The sequence below is a fragment of the Streptomyces niger genome (assembly GCF_000718305.1).
Taxonomy (GTDB): Bacteria; Actinomycetota; Actinomycetes; order Streptomycetales; family Streptomycetaceae; genus Streptomyces; species Streptomyces niger.
Genome location: NZ_JOFQ01000002.1, coordinates 226924 through 242247 on the forward strand (window position 1 = coordinate 226924; position 15324 = coordinate 242247).

Sequence of the window (15324 nt, forward strand, 5' to 3'; positions counted from 1 at the left end):
CCGGCGTCAGGGCAGCGGCGGCGCCGAAGGAAGGCGCTGGGGGGAAGCGCCTATGAGGCTTTGGGGCGTACTGGGATGGCCGGTACCGCCTGTCGTCTGCAGGAACGATACGTTCCGGTGGTATAGACCAATGGCGATGCCGGAAGCCACCCCGGTCCGAGGTGCTTGGCTCTTCATGCATCGTGCTGGATACGCCTCATCCGGCGCAACCGTTTCGACCGGATGCGGTCGGCCCCAGGCGTCCCCGGGGCCGACCGCCCCATCGGATGTGACCGGACTGCTGTCCCCTGCCGACCGGTCACAGCACCGCAGCGAGGTCCCACGGCGCCGGCCGCTTCAGCGCGGCAGGCGTCTCATCGCTCCGGCGTTCCCGCCCACGGGGCGGCGTCTACGCGTAGCCCTGCAGGCCGCGCCTGGCTGGCGTGGCACCGGGAACAACGAAGCCCCGCGCCGCCCGGTCACGGTCCGTACGGGTGAGAGGCCGCCCGAACTCAGATGCGCCCGCGGCACAGCTCCAGCAGCGTCATCGCGAGCGCGGTGCCGGGCCGGCCCAGCTGCTCCCGGAAGTGCTCCAGGACCTCCATCTCGCGGGAGAGGTTCACCCGGCGCCCGCCGGAGGCGATGCGCTCTTTCTGGATCACCGCCGAGACGGCCATCCGTTCCTGCACGAGGCCGATGATCCGGCCGTCGAGATCGTCGATCCGGCGGCGTGCGTCGCCGATCAGGGCGGCGGCCTCGTCGGTCCGCGCACCGGTCTCGGGGCGGGGCCCGGCCACCGTCGTCGCGCCGGCCGGCGCGTGCCCGGCCGCCGTGGTCCCGGTCACGGTCGCGCTCACTGCCGTCGCCCGGTTGCTGCTGCTCATGTCCGTCTCCTGGGGTCTGCCGGCCCCGGAACCGCACCACCCGGAGAAACGCCAGCGCCCCGGGCCTTGTACGGCCCGGGGCGCCTGGGAAGTCGCTTGTCGCTGGTGTCAGCGGTTCGTGCAGCGCGACCTGTGGCAGCCGGACGGGCCGGTGCCATAGGTAAAGACGAAGGTCAGCTGCGTGAACATGGTCCTCAGTATGTGCCCGGTAGAATCGAAAGCACAACCCCGTAGCTCCACCACCGCCGGAAGGCCGCCGAAGTGCCAGCAGCGCCCCCCGCCGCCGCCCCGGATGTCGTCCTCGTTGTCGACTTCGGCGCGCAGTACGCCCAGCTCATCGCCCGTCGGGTCCGCGAGGCGCGGATCTACAGCGAGATCGTTCCCTCGACCATGCCGGTCGAGGAGATGCTCGCGAAGAACCCCAAGGCCATCATCCTCTCCGGCGGACCGTCGTCGGTCTACGAGGAGGGGGCACCCAGCCTCGACCGTGCCCTGTTCGAGGCCGGTGTCCCGATCTTCGGCATGTGCTACGGCTTCCAGCTGATGGCCATCAAGCTCGGCGGCACGGTGGACAACACCGGCGCCCGTGAGTACGGCCGCACCGCCTTGGCCGTCTCCAAGAACGCCTCGACGCTCTTCGAAGGCACCCCGGCCGAGCAGCAGGTGTGGATGTCGCACGGTGACGCCTGTTCCGCCGCTCCCGAGGGCTTCACGGTCACCGCCTCCACGGACGTCGTCCCGGTCGCGGCCTTCGAGAACGACGAGAAGAAGCTGTACGGCGTGCAGTACCACCCCGAGGTGATGCACTCCACGCACGGCCAGCAGGTACTGGAGCACTTCCTCTACCGCGGCGCCGGCATCGAGCCCAACTGGACGATGGGCAACATCATCGAGGAGCAGGTCGCCGCGATCCGCGAGCGGGTCGGCTCCAAGCGCGCGATCTGCGGCCTGTCCGGCGGCGTGGACTCCGCGGTCGCCGCGGCGCTGGTCCAGAAGGCCATCGGTGACCAGCTGACCTGCGTGTACGTCGACCACGGCCTGATGCGCAAGGGCGAGACCGAGCAGGTCGAGAAGGACTTCGTGGCCGCCACCGGCGTCCAGCTGAAGGTCGTCGACGCCTCCGAGCGCTTCCTGGACGCCCTCGCCGGGGTCTCCGACCCCGAGCAGAAGCGCAAGATCATCGGTCGCGAGTTCATCCGCGTCTTCGAGCAGGCCCAGGCCGAGATCGTGGCCGAGGCAGACCCGGGCGAGCCGGTCGAGTTCCTGGTCCAGGGCACCCTCTACCCGGACATCGTCGAGTCCGGCGGCGGCACGGGCACGGCCAACATCAAGTCCCACCACAACGTGGGCGGCCTCCCCGAGGACCTGGAGTTCCAGCTCATCGAGCCGCTCCGCCAGCTGTTCAAGGACGAGGTCCGGATGGTCGGCTCCGAGCTGGGCCTGCCCGACGAGATCGTCCAGCGCCAGCCGTTCCCCGGCCCCGGCCTGGGCATCCGCATCGTCGGCGAGGTCACCAAGGAGCGCCTGGACCTGCTCCGCGAGGCGGACGCCATCGCCCGCGAGGAGCTGACCGCGGCCGGCCTGGACCGCGACATCTGGCAGTGCCCGGTCGTGCTGCTGGCCGACGTCCGCTCGGTCGGCGTCCAGGGCGACGGCCGCACCTACGGCCACCCGATCGTGCTGCGCCCGGTCTCCTCCGAGGACGCCATGACGGCCGACTGGACCCGCATGCCGTACGACGTGCTGGGCCGTATCTCCACCCGCATCACCAACGAGGTCAACGACGTCAACCGCGTCGTCCTCGACGTCACCAGCAAGCCCCCGGGCACCATCGAGTGGGAGTGACCTTTCGGTAGGACGCTCCCGGCCGACCACGACGCCGCCGCTCATTCGTTTGGGTGGCGGCGTCGTCGTATGTGCTGGGTACGCTGACGGCACGGCCCAGAATCCCGTCCATGGGAGGACTCATGACCGCCGAGACCGAGCACCACTGGCCGGTGCCGCCGCAGGACGGTTACACCGTGGACGACCTGCTGACGCTGCCCGACCTCCCGCCGCACACTGAGCTGCTCGACGGGAGCCTGATTTTTGTGAGCCCACAGCGCTATTTTCACAGCGTCGTGATCGATTTTCTGGTGAACGGGCTGCGCCGCACCGTGCCCCCTGAGCTCTTGGTCGTGCGCGAGATGGCCATGGCCATCGACGAGCGAAACGGGCCGGAGCCGGACATCTCGGTCGTACGAGCCGTGGCGCTGCGGAACGACGATCAGGCGCACTTCCAAGCCAGAGACGTCATGCTCGCCGTCGAAGTGGTCTCCCCGGAATCCGAGGCCCGGGACCGCGACACCAAGCCGCACAAGTACGCGGGCGCCGGAATCCCGTACTTCTGGCGGGTCGAGAAGGCTGGTGCGGGCCGCCGCCCGGTCGTGCACACCTACGAACTCGACATGAAGAGCCGCACCTACCACCCCTCGGGTGTGCACCACGACCGCCTCAAGCTCGCCACCCCCTTCGACATCGACATCGACCTCGCGGAGATCGAGCACCTGTGACATGGTCTGAATGGTGGTCGCCCCGTCCCGTTCCCCCGTCGGGCGGCTTCACCTCGGACGATCTCGACCGGCTGGCGGACCTTCCCCGGCGTACCGAGCTGTTCGACGGGGACCTCGTGGCCCTCGACCCGCAGACGGTGTGGCACTCCCGCATGCTGAGCCTGCTGGAACACGCGTTGGTGGGCCAGGTGCCGGACGAGTTCGAGGTCTTCCGGGAGTTCGACGTCAAACTCGACGAGCGCAACCGCGTCGCGCCCGACGTCCTGGTGGCCACGGCCGGTGCCGATACCGGCCCGAAGGACACCTGGCTGCGGCCGGAGGACGTCCTCCTGGCGGTCGAGGCCGTCTCGGTCGATTCCGCGGAACGGGACCGCGACGTCAAGCCTCGCAAGTACGCTGCAGTGGGTATTCCGCACTTCTGGCGGGCCGAGCGGAGGGGCGGGCAGCCCTTCGTCCATGTCTACGAGCTCGACCCGGCGACCAGGAATTACGGCCTCATCGGAATTCAGCGCGACCACCTGGAGCTGGCGGCCCCCTTTTCCGTCGACATCGACGTGACAGCGATCGACAGCAGGCGTGGTGAACGGTCGGCTGTTGACGGTCCGGGGTGTGCCGCGGAAAATTGATTCCGTACTACGGCATCAGAACTCCGCAATGCGGAAGTAAGTGGGGCGTACTCCATGAGCACCATCGGTTTCATCGGACTCGGGATCATGGGCAGCCCGATGGCGGTCAACCTGGCGAAGGCCGGGCACACCGTGCGCGGGTGGAACCGCAGCCCGGGCAAGGCGGGCGCGCTCGTCGAGGCGGGCGGGACGGAGGCGGCGAGCATCGCCGAGGCCGTCCGGGACGCCGACGTGGTCATCACGATGGTGCCCGCATCGCCGCAGGTCGAGGAGGTCGCGTACGGCGACGACGGCATCCTCGCGCACGCGAGGGACGGCGCGCTGCTGATCGACATGTCCTCGATCACCCCGCAGACCTCGATCGACCTCGCCGCGCGGGCCAAGGAGCACGGCGTGCGGGTGCTGGACGCGCCCGTCTCCGGCGGTGAGGCCGGTGCCGTCGAGGGCGTGCTCTCGATCATGGTGGGCGGCGAGCAGGCCGACTTCGAGGCGGCCCGGCCCGTGTTCGAGGCGATGGGCAAGACGATCGTGCACTGCGGCCCGCACGGCGCCGGCCAGACCGTGAAGGCCGCCAACCAGCTGATCGTCGCCGTGAACCTGCAGGCCTGCGCGGAGGCCATCGGCTTCCTGGAGAAGTCCGGCGTGGACCTGCCGGCCGCCCTGGAGGTGCTGAACGGCGGGCTCGCCGGCTCGGCCGTCCTCACCCGCAAGATGGCCAACTTCCTGGCGGGCGACTACCGCCCCGGCTTCAAGCTCGCGCTGCACCACAAGGACATGGGCATCGTCACGGACGCCGCCCGCGCGGTCGGCGCGACGCTGCCCGTCGGCGCCACCGCCGCCCAGCTCGTCTCCTCCGCCGTGGCCCGCGGCGACGGCGAGCTGGACCACTCGGCGCTGCTCCGCGGCGTCCGCCTGCTGAGCGGCGAGGACGAGAAGTAGCGGGAAGAGGGGGCGGGGGTCGGGAAGAGGTGGGTTCACACCACCTCCACCGCAACCGCCCGCCTCCTCACTGGTCTCTTCACGCACCCCGGCGTAGCTTCCCTGCGAGCCACACACGAGGGAGAGCCGGAATGCCCGAACCGACGCCGATACCCATCGAACAGCTGCAGTTCGCGATGCCCCCGACGTACCCGACCGTCGAGGCGGAGCGCCGGTACCGCAAGGAGCGGCTCGCCGCGGCGCTGCGGCTCTTCGGGCGGCACGGCTTCGAGGAAGGCGTGTCGGGCCATTTCACCGTCCGGGACCCGGAGTTCCGCGACTGCTTCTGGGCGAACCCCTTCGGGATGTCCTTCCGGCACGTCACCGTCAGCGACCTGCTCCTCGTGAACAGCGGGGGGCAGGTCGTCGAGGGCCGCCACCACGTCAACCAGGCGGCCTTCGCGCTCCACGCGCAGATCCACGCCGCCCGCCCGGACGTCGTCGCCGTGGCGCACAGCCACTCCACGTACGGCCGGGCGCTGGCCTCGCTGGGTGAGCTGCTGGAGCCGATCACGCAGGACGTCTGTGCGTTCTACGAGGACCACGCGCTCTTCGACGCGTACACGGGCGTGGTCGTGGACGAGGCGGAGGCGCGGCGGATCGCGGCCGCGCTCGGCCCGCACAAGGCGGTGATCCTGCGCAATCACGGATTGTTGACGGTCGGCGACTCCGTGGACGCCGCGGCCTGGTGGTTCCTCGCGATGGAACGTTCCTGCCAGGTGCAGCTGACCGCGAAGGCGGCGGGCAAGCCCGTCCGCATCGACCACGGCGACGCGCTGCGCACTCGGGAGCAGCTCGGCAGCGACCTGGTGGCGTGGATCAACTACCAGCCACTGTTCCAGCAGATCAGTCGCGAGGAGCCGGACCTCTTCGGCTAGGAGGACCTCTTCGGCCAGGAGGACCTCTTCGGGCGGGAGGACCTCTTCGGGCGGGCGGCCGGGCGCCGCCCGCCCGCACCCTCTGGAGCAGCGCGGTTGGCGCCGGCCACGCGCGCTCGGCACAATGCGCAGCCAACGCTGCCAACCGGGAGCGGTGCACGGCGACTACGGGTAGCGGGCGGTACGGAACAGTGTCGGTGGACGCGGCGGGCCGGCAGGCCGGGCAGCACGGGCAGGCCACGGCGGGCGGGTACGGCCGGACGGCCCCGACCGCGGAAGAGGGCGCGGCCGCGGGCGCGCGGACGGCGTGCGACTGCGGGGACTGCCCGCACGGCGCCCGTACGGGCCACCGGCAGGCGGTCGCCGCGTTCCTCGCGTTGCGCGAGGACTTCGCCGCCGGCCGCGGCGTACCGGCAGGGTTGGTGCACTCCGCGGGCGCGGCGCGCCAGTGGATCTCCGACGAACTCGCCCAGTCCGCGCGGGCCGTCGCCGAACGCGCCGCCGCCGAGGGCCGCGCCCGCGGCGAAGCGGTCCGGCGCCGCGCGCCCCTCGTCCTGTGGGGCGCGGTCGGGGCCCTGCTGCTCGGGCAGGCGCTCACCGCGATCGGCGCGGGCTGGACGGACTCCCGTACGGCGGCGCTGGCGGCGGCCGTCGCGCCGGCCGCGCTGCTCACGGTGCTCGTCCGCCGGCACCGCGAACACGGCGGTCTTCTCGCGCCCGTCGTCGGCGAGGACGGGCGGCTGTCGACCTCCCGTACGGTCGCCACGGCCTGGCTGCTGCCCGCCGGGTGGCTCGTCCTGATGTGGGCGGTCCGGCTGGCGTCGGCCCCGGACGCCGCCGCGCGCCACCGGCTGCTGGCGGGTTTCGGCCTCGCGCGCGGCGCCGGGCTGCTGACCGTGGTGGCGATCGCCTGTGCCGTCGCGGTCGCCGCGGCCCGGCTGGTGTCCGTCCGCGTCCGTGCCGGGCGGCAGCAGAAGGTCCCCGCCGAATGCCCGCGCGCCGGGGACCTGCTGACCGACGACGCGGGCCGCGGCAGCTTCGCGGACGCGCAGTACCTGCTGCTGAACGCGGTCGCCGTGGTCTTCGCCGCGGTCCGGCTCGCCGTCGAGCCGGACCGGCTCCCGGACCTCCCGTGGGGGCTGGTGGCGCTGGCGGCGGTCAGCGCGGCGACGTATCTGGCGGGCAAGTACGCGGAGGGCGGCCGCCCGGTCGTGCTCTCCGTCGTGCGGGCCCGGGAGATCGGCGGCCTGGACGGGCCGGTGCGCACCGGCGACGACATCGAGATCCGGGGCAGCGGCTTCGTGCCGCCGGGCGCGCAGCCGCCGCACCGGCTGGCCCGTACGGTCGTCCGGATCGGCGGGGTCGACGTGCAGGTGCCGCTGGTGCCGGTGCCGGGCGGCTTCGCGAACCCCTCGGACGGCGTGCTGGTCGTGCCGGTGCCGGCCGACGTGGAACCGGGCCGCGCGGAGGTACGCGTCATCACGGCGGCCGGCGTCGAGTCCGCCGCCTACCCCCTGTTCGTCCAGGAATGACGCGCACGTGTGACATGCAGGAGTGACACGGGGATGCCGGGCGCATCCTGTTTCGCCCGGTTCCGTTGAACGTTCTGTGCCGCCCGGTCCGTATCAGTCTTCGAACGCCTGCCCGTGGGCAGAATCGTCCGCGCCGGGTGGCGACGCAGAGGCGGGAGGACATCATGGTGCACACGGGCAGGGCGCTCGCGATCGACCACGGAGGATCCGGTGGGGGGCACGGCCCGGGCGGGCTGCGCGCCACGCTCGGGAGGTACGCGCTGCTGCCGCTGCGGATCTTCCTCGGCGTCACCTTCGTCTACGCGGGCCTGGACAAGCTCACCGAGCCGGGGTTCTTCGCGGCCTCCGGCACCGGCTCGATCGGCGAGACGATGCGCCAGGCGCGGGACTCCGCCGGCGTGCCGGCCCTGGTCGATCTGGCGCTCCACAGCCCCGCCGGCTTCGGCTACGCCATCGCGGCGGGCGAGCTGGCGGTCGGCCTCGGCATGCTCCTCGGCGTCCTCGGCCGGCTCGCGGCGTGCGGCGGCGCGCTGATCTCGCTGAGCCTCTGGCTGACCGTCAGCTGGTCGACCTCGCCGTACTACTTCGGGAACGACCTGGCGTACCTGATGGCGTGGCTGCCGCTGGTGCTGGCCGGCACGCCGTACCTCTCCGTCGACGCCCTCTACGCGAGACGACGCCGCCGCTTCGGCCGCCACCTCATCGGCTGACGGCAGCGCTGCCGGCTGCGCGGTACGGCGCGGTGCGGCGCGGTCAGCCGGCGCCGTGCTCCGGTGGCGGCAGTTCCGTGCCGCGCCGCCGGCGGCGGGCCAGGCCGTACAGCGCGGAGACGCCGCCCGAGAGGAACAGTCCGGCGGGCAGGGCGATCAGCGGCCAGGCGCCCGGTACGTCGACGCGCCCCGCGGAGTCCAGCAGGTAGCCGCCGCCGATGCCGAGCGCGGTCAGGCCCGTGACGAGCCGCGCGGGCTGGAACTCATGCCGCGGCACGATCGGCCACCTCCTCTCGTGTGCCGGGCGCTGCCGGTGCCTCCGGCGCGCGCGGCGGGTTCGTCGACGGCAGGTGGTCCACCTCGGCCTGGCCGAGGCCCACCTCCAGCCGCAGATCCAGGGTGCCGCGCGGCCGCTCGCCCTTCTTCAGGCCGTGCGCGGGCAGCGTCACCGTACGGCTGCGGTGCGAGGCCACGTCCATGTTGTCGGGGTTATCGGGGTTATCGGGGTTGTCGGGGTTGTCGGGCGTCTCGCCCGGAAGTTGGATGTCGCCGAGCCCGACCTCGATGTGCACCCGCGCCCGTACGCCGTCCGGCAGCGTCACGCGCAGCAGCCCGGCGCCGACCTCGGCGTGCGTGCGGATCGTCTGCCCCCGCTCCGGCCGCAGCGCGCTGAGGTCCAGGTGGCCGCGTCCCGCGCCCAGTTCGTAGGACGGGCGGACGTCGGCAGCCGTCGACGGGAGCCAGGTGCGGACGTCCCAGTCGGTCGTGATGTTGCGCGGCAGGACGGCCGTGGCACCCAGCAGCAGTGCGGTGACCACCACCATGAAGACCGTGCCGCCGCCGGTCCGGCCGCGCCACGCGCTCAGCACGAGGCCGAGCCCGAACACCACCAGTGCGGCGGCCAGCCCCGCCTGCAGGCTCGCCGGCACCGAGGCGTCGCGCCAGGTGGCGGTCGTGGCCACCGCGCCGGCGAGCAGTGCCAGCAGGAACGTCAGGCCGCCGATCGACCGCCCGGTCCGCTTCGGCCGCCGCTCCCGGACATCCGGCCGCACCGTGGCGCCCGTACCGGGGCCGTCGGTGTGCGCCCGGCTCCGGTACGGCCCGGCGGCGTACCCGCCGGCCGTCGCCGCTTCGTACGGCGGCGTGTCCGCGGGCCCCCACAGGTAGCCGGTGCGGCCGGCGTGCGTGCCCGGCGGCCGGTCTTCCTTGGCCAGCGGGTCGCGCCACCACGAAGGGGAGCCGGGCGCGGGCGGCGCCTGCGTCTCGGGCGGCGCGTCCGCCACGGCCTGCGCCGTCGCCGGGTCCACCGGGCCGGTGCCCTGCGCCGCGGTCCGCCGCTGCTTCGACCAGTACGCCGACCCGGCCACCGCGAGGGCGAGCATGACCGTGAACGCCATGCCGCCGCCCCGGCCGAGCACCGACAGGAACAGCCCGCAGCCGACCAGCGCGACCAGGATCGCGGTCAGCGCGGTCCCCTCGACACGCCCGGACAGCAGCCGGCGCGCCTCGTTCTCGTCCTCGCCCGCCATCGGGATCAGCAGCCAGGCGAGGCCGTACACGATGAGGCCGATGCCGCTGCTGACCGCCAGTACGGCCAGCACGATCCGGAAGATGACCGGATCCAGGTCCCAGTGCCGCCCCAGGCCGCCGCAGACCCCACCGACCACCTTGGTGCGGCTGCGCCGCAACGGGGGTGGCGGCGGGGGCGGAGGATCGGCGGTCGCGCCGTGCGCCGGCCCGGGAGGGGAAGCGTCGTTCATGCGCCCATGGTGGCAAGCGGAATCGTCGCCCGGCATCAGTGACAACCCTGGCCGGCCCCTGAGATCCGGGTCGGTGCATCCCCGACACTCCTGACACCTCCGGCATTCTTCGAGGTCCGGAGAGCGGCCGAGCACGACCGGCCCGTTACGGGTGAGGTTCCGTTGACTATCGTTGTCCTCTGACGGGTTGTGGGGGAGCCGGAGGGCGTGCGGTGTCGGAGGCTGCGGTGGACGAGGGTCGGCTGGTCGCCGGGCGGTACCGCCTGCTCGAACGCATAGGCCAGGGCGGCATGGGAACCGTCTGGCGGTCCCAGGACGAACTGCTCGGCCGGCAGGTCGCCGTCAAGCGCCTGCACGCCTCCTCGCTCCAGCTGGAGCCGGACGAACTGGCCATGCGCAACGAGCGCACCCGCCGCGAGGCCCAGGCCGCCGCGCGCATCAACCACTCCAACGTCGTCGGCGTCCACGACGTGGTGGACGACGCGGGGCTGCCCTGCATCGTCATGGAGTACGTCCCCTCCGTGACGCTCGGCGACGTCATCAAGGAAGCCGTCCTCGCGGGCGAGGGCGTACCGCTCGCCGAGGTGGCGCGCATCGGCCGCGGCATGATCGCCGCGCTGCGCGCCGCGCACTCGGCGGGCGTCCTGCACCGCGACGTCAAGCCCGGCAACGTCCTCCTCGGCGAGGACGGCCGGGTGGTGCTCACCGACTTCGGGATCGCGGTGGCCAGCGGCACGTCCACCCTCACCAAGACCGGCGAACTGGTCGGCTCCATCGACTACTTGGCGCCCGAGCGCGTCAAGGGCGGCACCCCCGGCCCGGCCTCGGACCTGTGGGCGCTGGGCGCGACCCTGTACCAGGCGGTCGAGGGTCGGCCCCCGTTCCGCAAGAACACCGCGGTCGAGACGGCGTACGCGATCGCCGTCGACCCGCTGGACCCGCCCCGCAACGCCGGTCCGCTCACGGCCCTCATCGAGGCGCTGCTCGCGAAGGAGCCGTCGGACCGCCCGTCCGCCGAGACCGTCGAACGGGCCCTCCGCGCGCCTGCCTCCGAGGCGATGACCGAGCTGCTCACCGTCGAGGGCCTCACGACGGCGGGAACGGGCAGCGGGGCCGGCCCGGCGGCCGCGGGCACCGGCGCGGAAGCCGGCCTGGGCATCGGGCGGGGAGCCGCGACGGCGACCGGGTCCGGCACCCTCGACATGGGTGCGGGCAGGGCCAGGGGCACCGATACCGATACCGGTAGTGGTGTCGGTACCGATACGGGTACGGGTACCGGCACTCGCCCGGGTGCCGTCCCCGGCAGCGGCGGCTTCCCCTCCGTCCCCGCGCAGCGTGACACCGACACCACCGGTCCCGTCCTCGTGGGCGGCCCGGCGGCTGCCACCCGCCGCCGTCCGCTGCGCTTCGTCCTGTGGGGCGCGGCGGCCGTCGTGGCCGCAGGCGCGGTCGCGGCCGGACTGGTGCGCGTCCTGGGGGACGGTGGTGGCGTCCAGGCGGCGCCGCAGACCGGCGCGCCGGCCGAGCCGTCCGCCTCCGCGAGCCTGGACCCGCCGAAGGTCCCCAAGGGCTACCACCTGGTCACGGAGAAGAAGATGGGCGTTTCCTTCCCCGTACCGAACGGCTGGACCCGCCAGGCCATGCCGAACCGCAACGAGGTCGACTACCTCCACCCGTCCGGACTCGTCGGCCTGAAGGTCAGCGTGTTGGGGTTCGCCAGCTCCAACCACGTCCGCCACTTCGAGCAGGTCGAGCAGCAGCTCAAGGCCAAGTCGGAGGGGTACGAACGGCTGCGCCTCCAGGACACCCTGTTCCAGGGGCAGCCCGCCGCCGTCTGGGAGTTCACCTTCAAGGGCCGGGTGCGCGACTTCCGCGCGATCGACCTCGGCTTCGGCAAGGAGGGGGAGAGCGAGTACGCCCTCTACCTGTCCGCGCCGAAGGCCCAGTGGGCGCGTTACCAGAACGTCTTCAACGTGGCCCGCGACGGCTTCCGCGACAAGCAGCCGGCCGACTGAGCGCGCCTCTCCCTCCAGGGCCCCGGGCCGATCAGGGGACGATCAGGGTCGACCCTGATGCCCGGAGCTCCGTCCGCGTGTGACGATCGGGAGCATGACGACCGCTCCGCCCCGTACCGAGGGCCCGTACGCCCCGGTGCCCGACCCCGCCGACCGCCCCCCGCGCCGCCTCTACCGCAGCGCCGACGGCCGGCTCCTCGGGGGCGTCGCGCGCGGCCTGGCCGGCCATCTGGGGCTGCCCGTCTCCTGGGTGCGGATCGTGTTCGTCGCGCTCTTCGTGGCACAGGGCATGGGCGCCCTTCTGTACGCCGTGTTCTGGTTCTTCGTGCCCCTCGGGGTCGGCGGCGTCGACGCCCACCGGCAGGCCGCGTACGGCCCGTACGCCCCCGAAGGCGCGGCCCCGGACGGGCGGCGCCCCCGCCGCCTGCGCCGCCCCGACAAGGGGCAGCTCTTCGCGCTGATCGCCCTGGTCATCGGCGCTTCCGTGCTCGCGTCGAACTTCCGGCTCGGGGAGGCCAACGCCTACCTGTGGCCGGTCCTCCTCATCGGCGCCGGCGTCGCCCTCGTGTGGCGGCAGGCCGACAACGCCCGCCGCGCCCAGTGGCTGGAGCTCGGCCGCAGGAAGGGCGTGCTGCCCTTCGTGCGCGGCGCGGCCGGCGTCCTCCTGGTCGGCATCGGCGTCACCGCGATCGTGATCCTCCAGGGCTCCGTCCGGAACCTCGGCTCGGTCCTGCAGGCAGCCCTCGCCGTCGTCGTCGGCATCGCCCTGCTCGCGGGCCCCTACCTCGTGCGCATGATGCAGGACCTCTCCGAGGAGCGCCTGATGCGCATCCGGGCACAGGAGCGCGCCGAGGTCGCGGCCCACGTCCACGACTCCGTCCTGCACACCCTCACCCTCATCCAGCGCAGCGCCGACGACCCCCGCGAAGTGGCCCGCCTCGCCCGCGCCCAGGAACGCGAGCTGCGCGCCTGGCTGTACAAGCCGGAGGGCCGCGGCAAGGACGAGGACGAGGACGAGGAGCCGGACCGCCTGGCGGACGCCGTCCGGCGAGCGGCCGCCGAGGTCGAGGACGCGCACGGCGTGCCGATCGAGGTCGTGGTCGTCGGCGACTGCCCGCTGGACGAGAAGCTCGGTGCCCAGCTGCAGGCCGCGCGCGAGGCGATGGTCAACGCCGCCAAGTACGGTGGCAGCGGCGGCGCGGTGCAGGTCTACGCCGAGGTGGAGGGCCGGTCGGTGTTCGTCTCGGTACGCGACCGGGGGCCCGGCTTCGACCTGGACGCGGTGCCGGCGGACCGGATGGGCGTACGGGAGTCCATCATCGGGCGGATGCAGCGCAACGGCGGTACGGCGCGGCTGCGCTCGGCCCCGGACGGGGGGACGGTAGTGGAACTGGACATGGAGAGGGTCGCGGAGTGAACGCCACCGAAGCAGCACAGGGGAGCGGCGCGGGGGAGGCCCGGCGGGTGCGGGTGGTCCTCGTCGACGACCACCGGATGTTCCGTACGGGCGTCCAGGCCGAGATCGGGCAGACCGACGTGACCGGCGTCGAGGTGGTCGGTGAGGCCGCCGACGTCGACCAGGCGGTCACGGTCATCACGGCCACTCGGCCCGAGGTCGTACTGCTGGACGTGCACCTGCCCGGCGGCGGCGGGGTGGAGGTGCTGCGCCGGTCCGCGTCGCTCATGGCCGACCCGGAGCGCCCGGTCCGCTTCCTGGCCCTGTCGGTGTCCGACGCGGCGGAGGACGTCATCGGCGTCATCCGGGGCGGCGCGCGCGGCTACGTCACGAAGACGATCACCGGCACGGACCTGGTGAACGCGATCTTCCAGGTCGCGGACGGGGACGCGGTCTTCTCCCCGCGACTGGCCGGTTTCGTTCTCGACGCCTTCGCGTCGACGGACGCCCCGCCCGTCGACGAGGACCTCGACCGCCTCACCCAGCGCGAGCGCGAGGTGCTGCGGCTGATCGCCCGCGGCTACGCGTACAAGGAGATCGCCAAGCAGCTGTTCATCTCCGTCAAGACGGTCGAGTCGCACGTGTCGGCGGTCCTCCGCAAGCTCCAGCTCTCCAACCGGCACGAGCTGACGCGCTGGGCGACGGCCCGCCGCCTGATCTGACACCGGCCTCCGCGGCGGGGCGGGCAGTGTACGCGCCCGCCCGGCCCGCCGGGGGCCGCTCGATGAAGGCGACCCGATGTCCTGAGGTGTTCCGTCGCTCGTCACTACCGGGCGACCGACCGGTCATACCTTGGAAGTCACCAACCGGGCACCTCAGCGGTGACCCCGGCCGGCACCCCAGGTGGAGGTGGGCGCAGTGACGGACGCGTGGCGCTACTGCGATGGCCGGGCGGCGGGCGCCGCGTACGCCGCCGGCGGCAAGGGCCCCGCCCCCCACTGAGCACGATGAGCGAGTGAGCACGATGAGCGAGCGAGGCGGTGCTCACCGCGTGCCCCGTCTGCGGAGCACCGCTGTGGTCACGGGGGAGTGCAGTTCCCAGCCCATGGCCCGGTACAGGGACAGGCCGTCGTCCCGGGCCACCAGCACGCCCTGCGTGGCGCCCTGTTGCGCCGCGCGGGCCGCGAGAGCCGTCATCACGACCCGGCCCAGCCCCTGGCGGCGGTGCGCCGGGTCGGTGCGGACCTGGTCGAAGACGGCCGTCGTGCCGGCCAGCGCGACCCGGCCGCCGGCCGCCACCTCGCCCGTCGCGGCGAACGCCCGCGCGTCGACGGTGCTGCCCTGGGCGACCGTTTCGACGACGTACCCGCCCGGCAGTACGGCCGGGTCCGGCGGCGGCGCGGGCGCCGCGCCCGGCACCAGGCCGTCCCGCAGCCCGTCGGGCACCGCCGGCAGCTCCGCCCTCCCCGGTGCCCGGGCCGTACCGCCCTGCGGCGTACGGCCCAGCGGGGCGGTCATCAGGTACTCCGGCGCCTGGAACTCCCAGGAGGCCGGCAGCGCGGGCTCCACGGCCGAACGGGGCGCGCAGACCTTCAGCCACAGGCCCGGCGTGATGAGCGCGACGGACAGGCGGCGCAGCACCGCGGGGTCCGCGGCGGGCAGGACGTACCGCGCGACCTGGTCGGTGCGGCCCACGGCGATCCGGAAGCCGCCCGGTACCTCGACCGCGCCGTCGGCGCCGCGCGAACGCACCCAGCCGTCCACCCAGGCACGCACGACCTCGGGCCGTGCCACGGGCACGCGGTGGTGCTCGGTCATTGTGTCCACGGACCCGATCGTATTGCGAGAGCTTCGCAATAGTGACGGTCGAATTCGGCCCCCTTGCATAACGCTGCCGGGGCCACCCGAATCCTTGGAAAATCAGGCTACTTGAGAGAGGTCAAGGGCCGTGCGGGTACATATCGGTGATGGCGTTCGGCTCTACTTCGATGTGGAGGGAGCCCAACTGGAGACG

At 73.0% G+C, this 15324-nt stretch carries 14 protein-coding genes; 10 read left to right on the forward strand and 4 right to left on the reverse strand.

From position 1 onward, the window contains the following. Positions 1-491: 491 nt before the first annotated feature. Positions 492-863 (reverse strand): chorismate mutase, encoded by a 372-nt coding sequence (locus tag IF20_RS04880; protein ID WP_052863700.1) that lies wholly within the window; start codon positions 861-863, stop codon positions 492-494. A 261-nt stretch (positions 864-1124) separates the two neighbouring features. Here IF20_RS04880 and guaA point away from each other — a divergent pair, with 261 nt between their 5' ends. The 7 genes from guaA to IF20_RS04915 all read left to right on the forward strand — a co-directional run bounded on the left by guaA (position 1125) and on the right by IF20_RS04915 (position 8139). Beyond that, positions 1125-2708 carry a glutamine-hydrolyzing GMP synthase gene (gene guaA, locus IF20_RS04885; RefSeq protein WP_052863701.1) on the forward strand — a complete coding sequence of 528 codons (1584 nt, stop codon included), beginning with the start codon at positions 1125-1127 and terminating at the stop codon, positions 2706-2708. Positions 2709-2818: 110 nt separating this feature from the next. Continuing rightward, positions 2819-3415 (forward strand): Uma2 family endonuclease, encoded by a 597-nt coding sequence (locus tag IF20_RS04890; RefSeq protein WP_110943826.1) that lies wholly within the window; start codon positions 2819-2821, stop codon positions 3413-3415. Continuing rightward, positions 3412-4041, forward strand: a complete 630-nt coding sequence (locus IF20_RS04895; RefSeq protein WP_052863703.1) for a Uma2 family endonuclease — start codon at positions 3412-3414, stop codon at positions 4039-4041. The genes IF20_RS04890 and IF20_RS04895 overlap by 4 nt, the downstream gene beginning before the upstream one ends. 54 nt (positions 4042-4095) lie before the next feature. After that, a complete protein-coding gene (locus IF20_RS04900; RefSeq protein ID WP_052863704.1) occupies positions 4096-4980 on the forward strand; it encodes a 2-hydroxy-3-oxopropionate reductase in 885 nt (294 codons plus the stop codon). Between the two features lie 131 nt (positions 4981-5111). Further along, positions 5112-5897 carry a class II aldolase/adducin family protein gene (locus IF20_RS04905; protein WP_052863705.1) on the forward strand — a complete coding sequence of 262 codons (786 nt, stop codon included), beginning with the start codon at positions 5112-5114 and terminating at the stop codon, positions 5895-5897. A 191-nt stretch (positions 5898-6088) separates the two neighbouring features. After that, the gene (locus IF20_RS04910) at positions 6089-7429 is read left to right on the forward strand and encodes a hypothetical protein (RefSeq protein ID WP_407702445.1); all 1341 of its coding nucleotides are present in this window, start codon (positions 6089-6091) and stop codon (positions 7427-7429) included. Between the two features lie 164 nt (positions 7430-7593). Next, the gene (locus IF20_RS04915) at positions 7594-8139 is read left to right on the forward strand and encodes a DoxX family membrane protein (RefSeq protein ID WP_110943828.1); all 546 of its coding nucleotides are present in this window, start codon (positions 7594-7596) and stop codon (positions 8137-8139) included. A gap of 43 nt (positions 8140-8182) precedes the next feature. Here IF20_RS04915 and IF20_RS04920 read toward each other — a convergent pair whose 3' ends face one another. Beyond that, on the reverse strand, positions 8183-8416 hold the full coding sequence (locus IF20_RS04920; RefSeq protein ID WP_052863706.1) for a hypothetical protein: 234 nt from the start codon (positions 8414-8416) through the stop codon (positions 8183-8185). After that, a complete protein-coding gene (locus IF20_RS04925; protein ID WP_052863707.1) occupies positions 8403-9899 on the reverse strand; it encodes a PspC domain-containing protein in 1497 nt (498 codons plus the stop codon). The genes IF20_RS04920 and IF20_RS04925 overlap by 14 nt, the downstream gene beginning before the upstream one ends. Before the next feature lie 212 nt (positions 9900-10111). On the opposite strand from IF20_RS04925, the gene IF20_RS04930 reads away from it, so the two are divergent. The 3 genes from IF20_RS04930 to IF20_RS04940 all read left to right on the forward strand — a co-directional run bounded on the left by IF20_RS04930 (position 10112) and on the right by IF20_RS04940 (position 14032). After that, on the forward strand, positions 10112-11914 hold the full coding sequence (locus IF20_RS04930; protein WP_052863708.1) for a serine/threonine-protein kinase: 1803 nt from the start codon (positions 10112-10114) through the stop codon (positions 11912-11914). Between the two features lie 94 nt (positions 11915-12008). Further along, entirely contained in the window at positions 12009-13331 is a 1323-nt protein-coding gene (locus IF20_RS04935; RefSeq protein WP_052864042.1) for an ATP-binding protein, read from the forward strand. Then, positions 13328-14032 (forward strand): LuxR C-terminal-related transcriptional regulator, encoded by a 705-nt coding sequence (locus tag IF20_RS04940; protein ID WP_052863709.1) that lies wholly within the window; start codon positions 13328-13330, stop codon positions 14030-14032. The genes IF20_RS04935 and IF20_RS04940 overlap by 4 nt, the downstream gene beginning before the upstream one ends. A 322-nt stretch (positions 14033-14354) precedes the next feature. On the opposite strand, the gene IF20_RS04945 is transcribed toward IF20_RS04940, so the two are convergent. Next, positions 14355-15128, reverse strand: a complete 774-nt coding sequence (locus IF20_RS04945; RefSeq protein WP_052863710.1) for a GNAT family N-acetyltransferase — start codon at positions 15126-15128, stop codon at positions 14355-14357. Positions 15129-15324: the final 196 nt, after the last annotated feature.

What these genes read in the sequence shown, in the direction of transcription:
- IF20_RS04880 (WP_052863700.1), bottom strand. Translation starts at nt 863, where the DNA reads ATGAGCAGCAGCAACCGGGCGACGGCAGTGAGCGCGACCGTGACCGGG.
- IF20_RS04890 (WP_110943826.1), top strand. Translation starts at nt 2,819, where the DNA reads ATGGGAGGACTCATGACCGCCGAGACCGAGCACCACTGGCCGGTGCCG.
- IF20_RS04900 (WP_052863704.1), top strand. Translation starts at nt 4,096, where the DNA reads ATGAGCACCATCGGTTTCATCGGACTCGGGATCATGGGCAGCCCGATG.
- IF20_RS04905 (WP_052863705.1), top strand. Translation starts at nt 5,112, where the DNA reads ATGCCCGAACCGACGCCGATACCCATCGAACAGCTGCAGTTCGCGATG.
- IF20_RS04915 (WP_110943828.1), top strand. Translation starts at nt 7,594, where the DNA reads ATGGTGCACACGGGCAGGGCGCTCGCGATCGACCACGGAGGATCCGGT.
- IF20_RS04925 (WP_052863707.1), bottom strand. Translation starts at nt 9,899, where the DNA reads ATGAACGACGCTTCCCCTCCCGGGCCGGCGCACGGCGCGACCGCCGAT.
- IF20_RS04935 (WP_052864042.1), top strand. Translation starts at nt 12,009, where the DNA reads ATGACGACCGCTCCGCCCCGTACCGAGGGCCCGTACGCCCCGGTGCCC.
- IF20_RS04945 (WP_052863710.1), bottom strand. Translation starts at nt 15,128, where the DNA reads ATGACCGAGCACCACCGCGTGCCCGTGGCACGGCCCGAGGTCGTGCGT.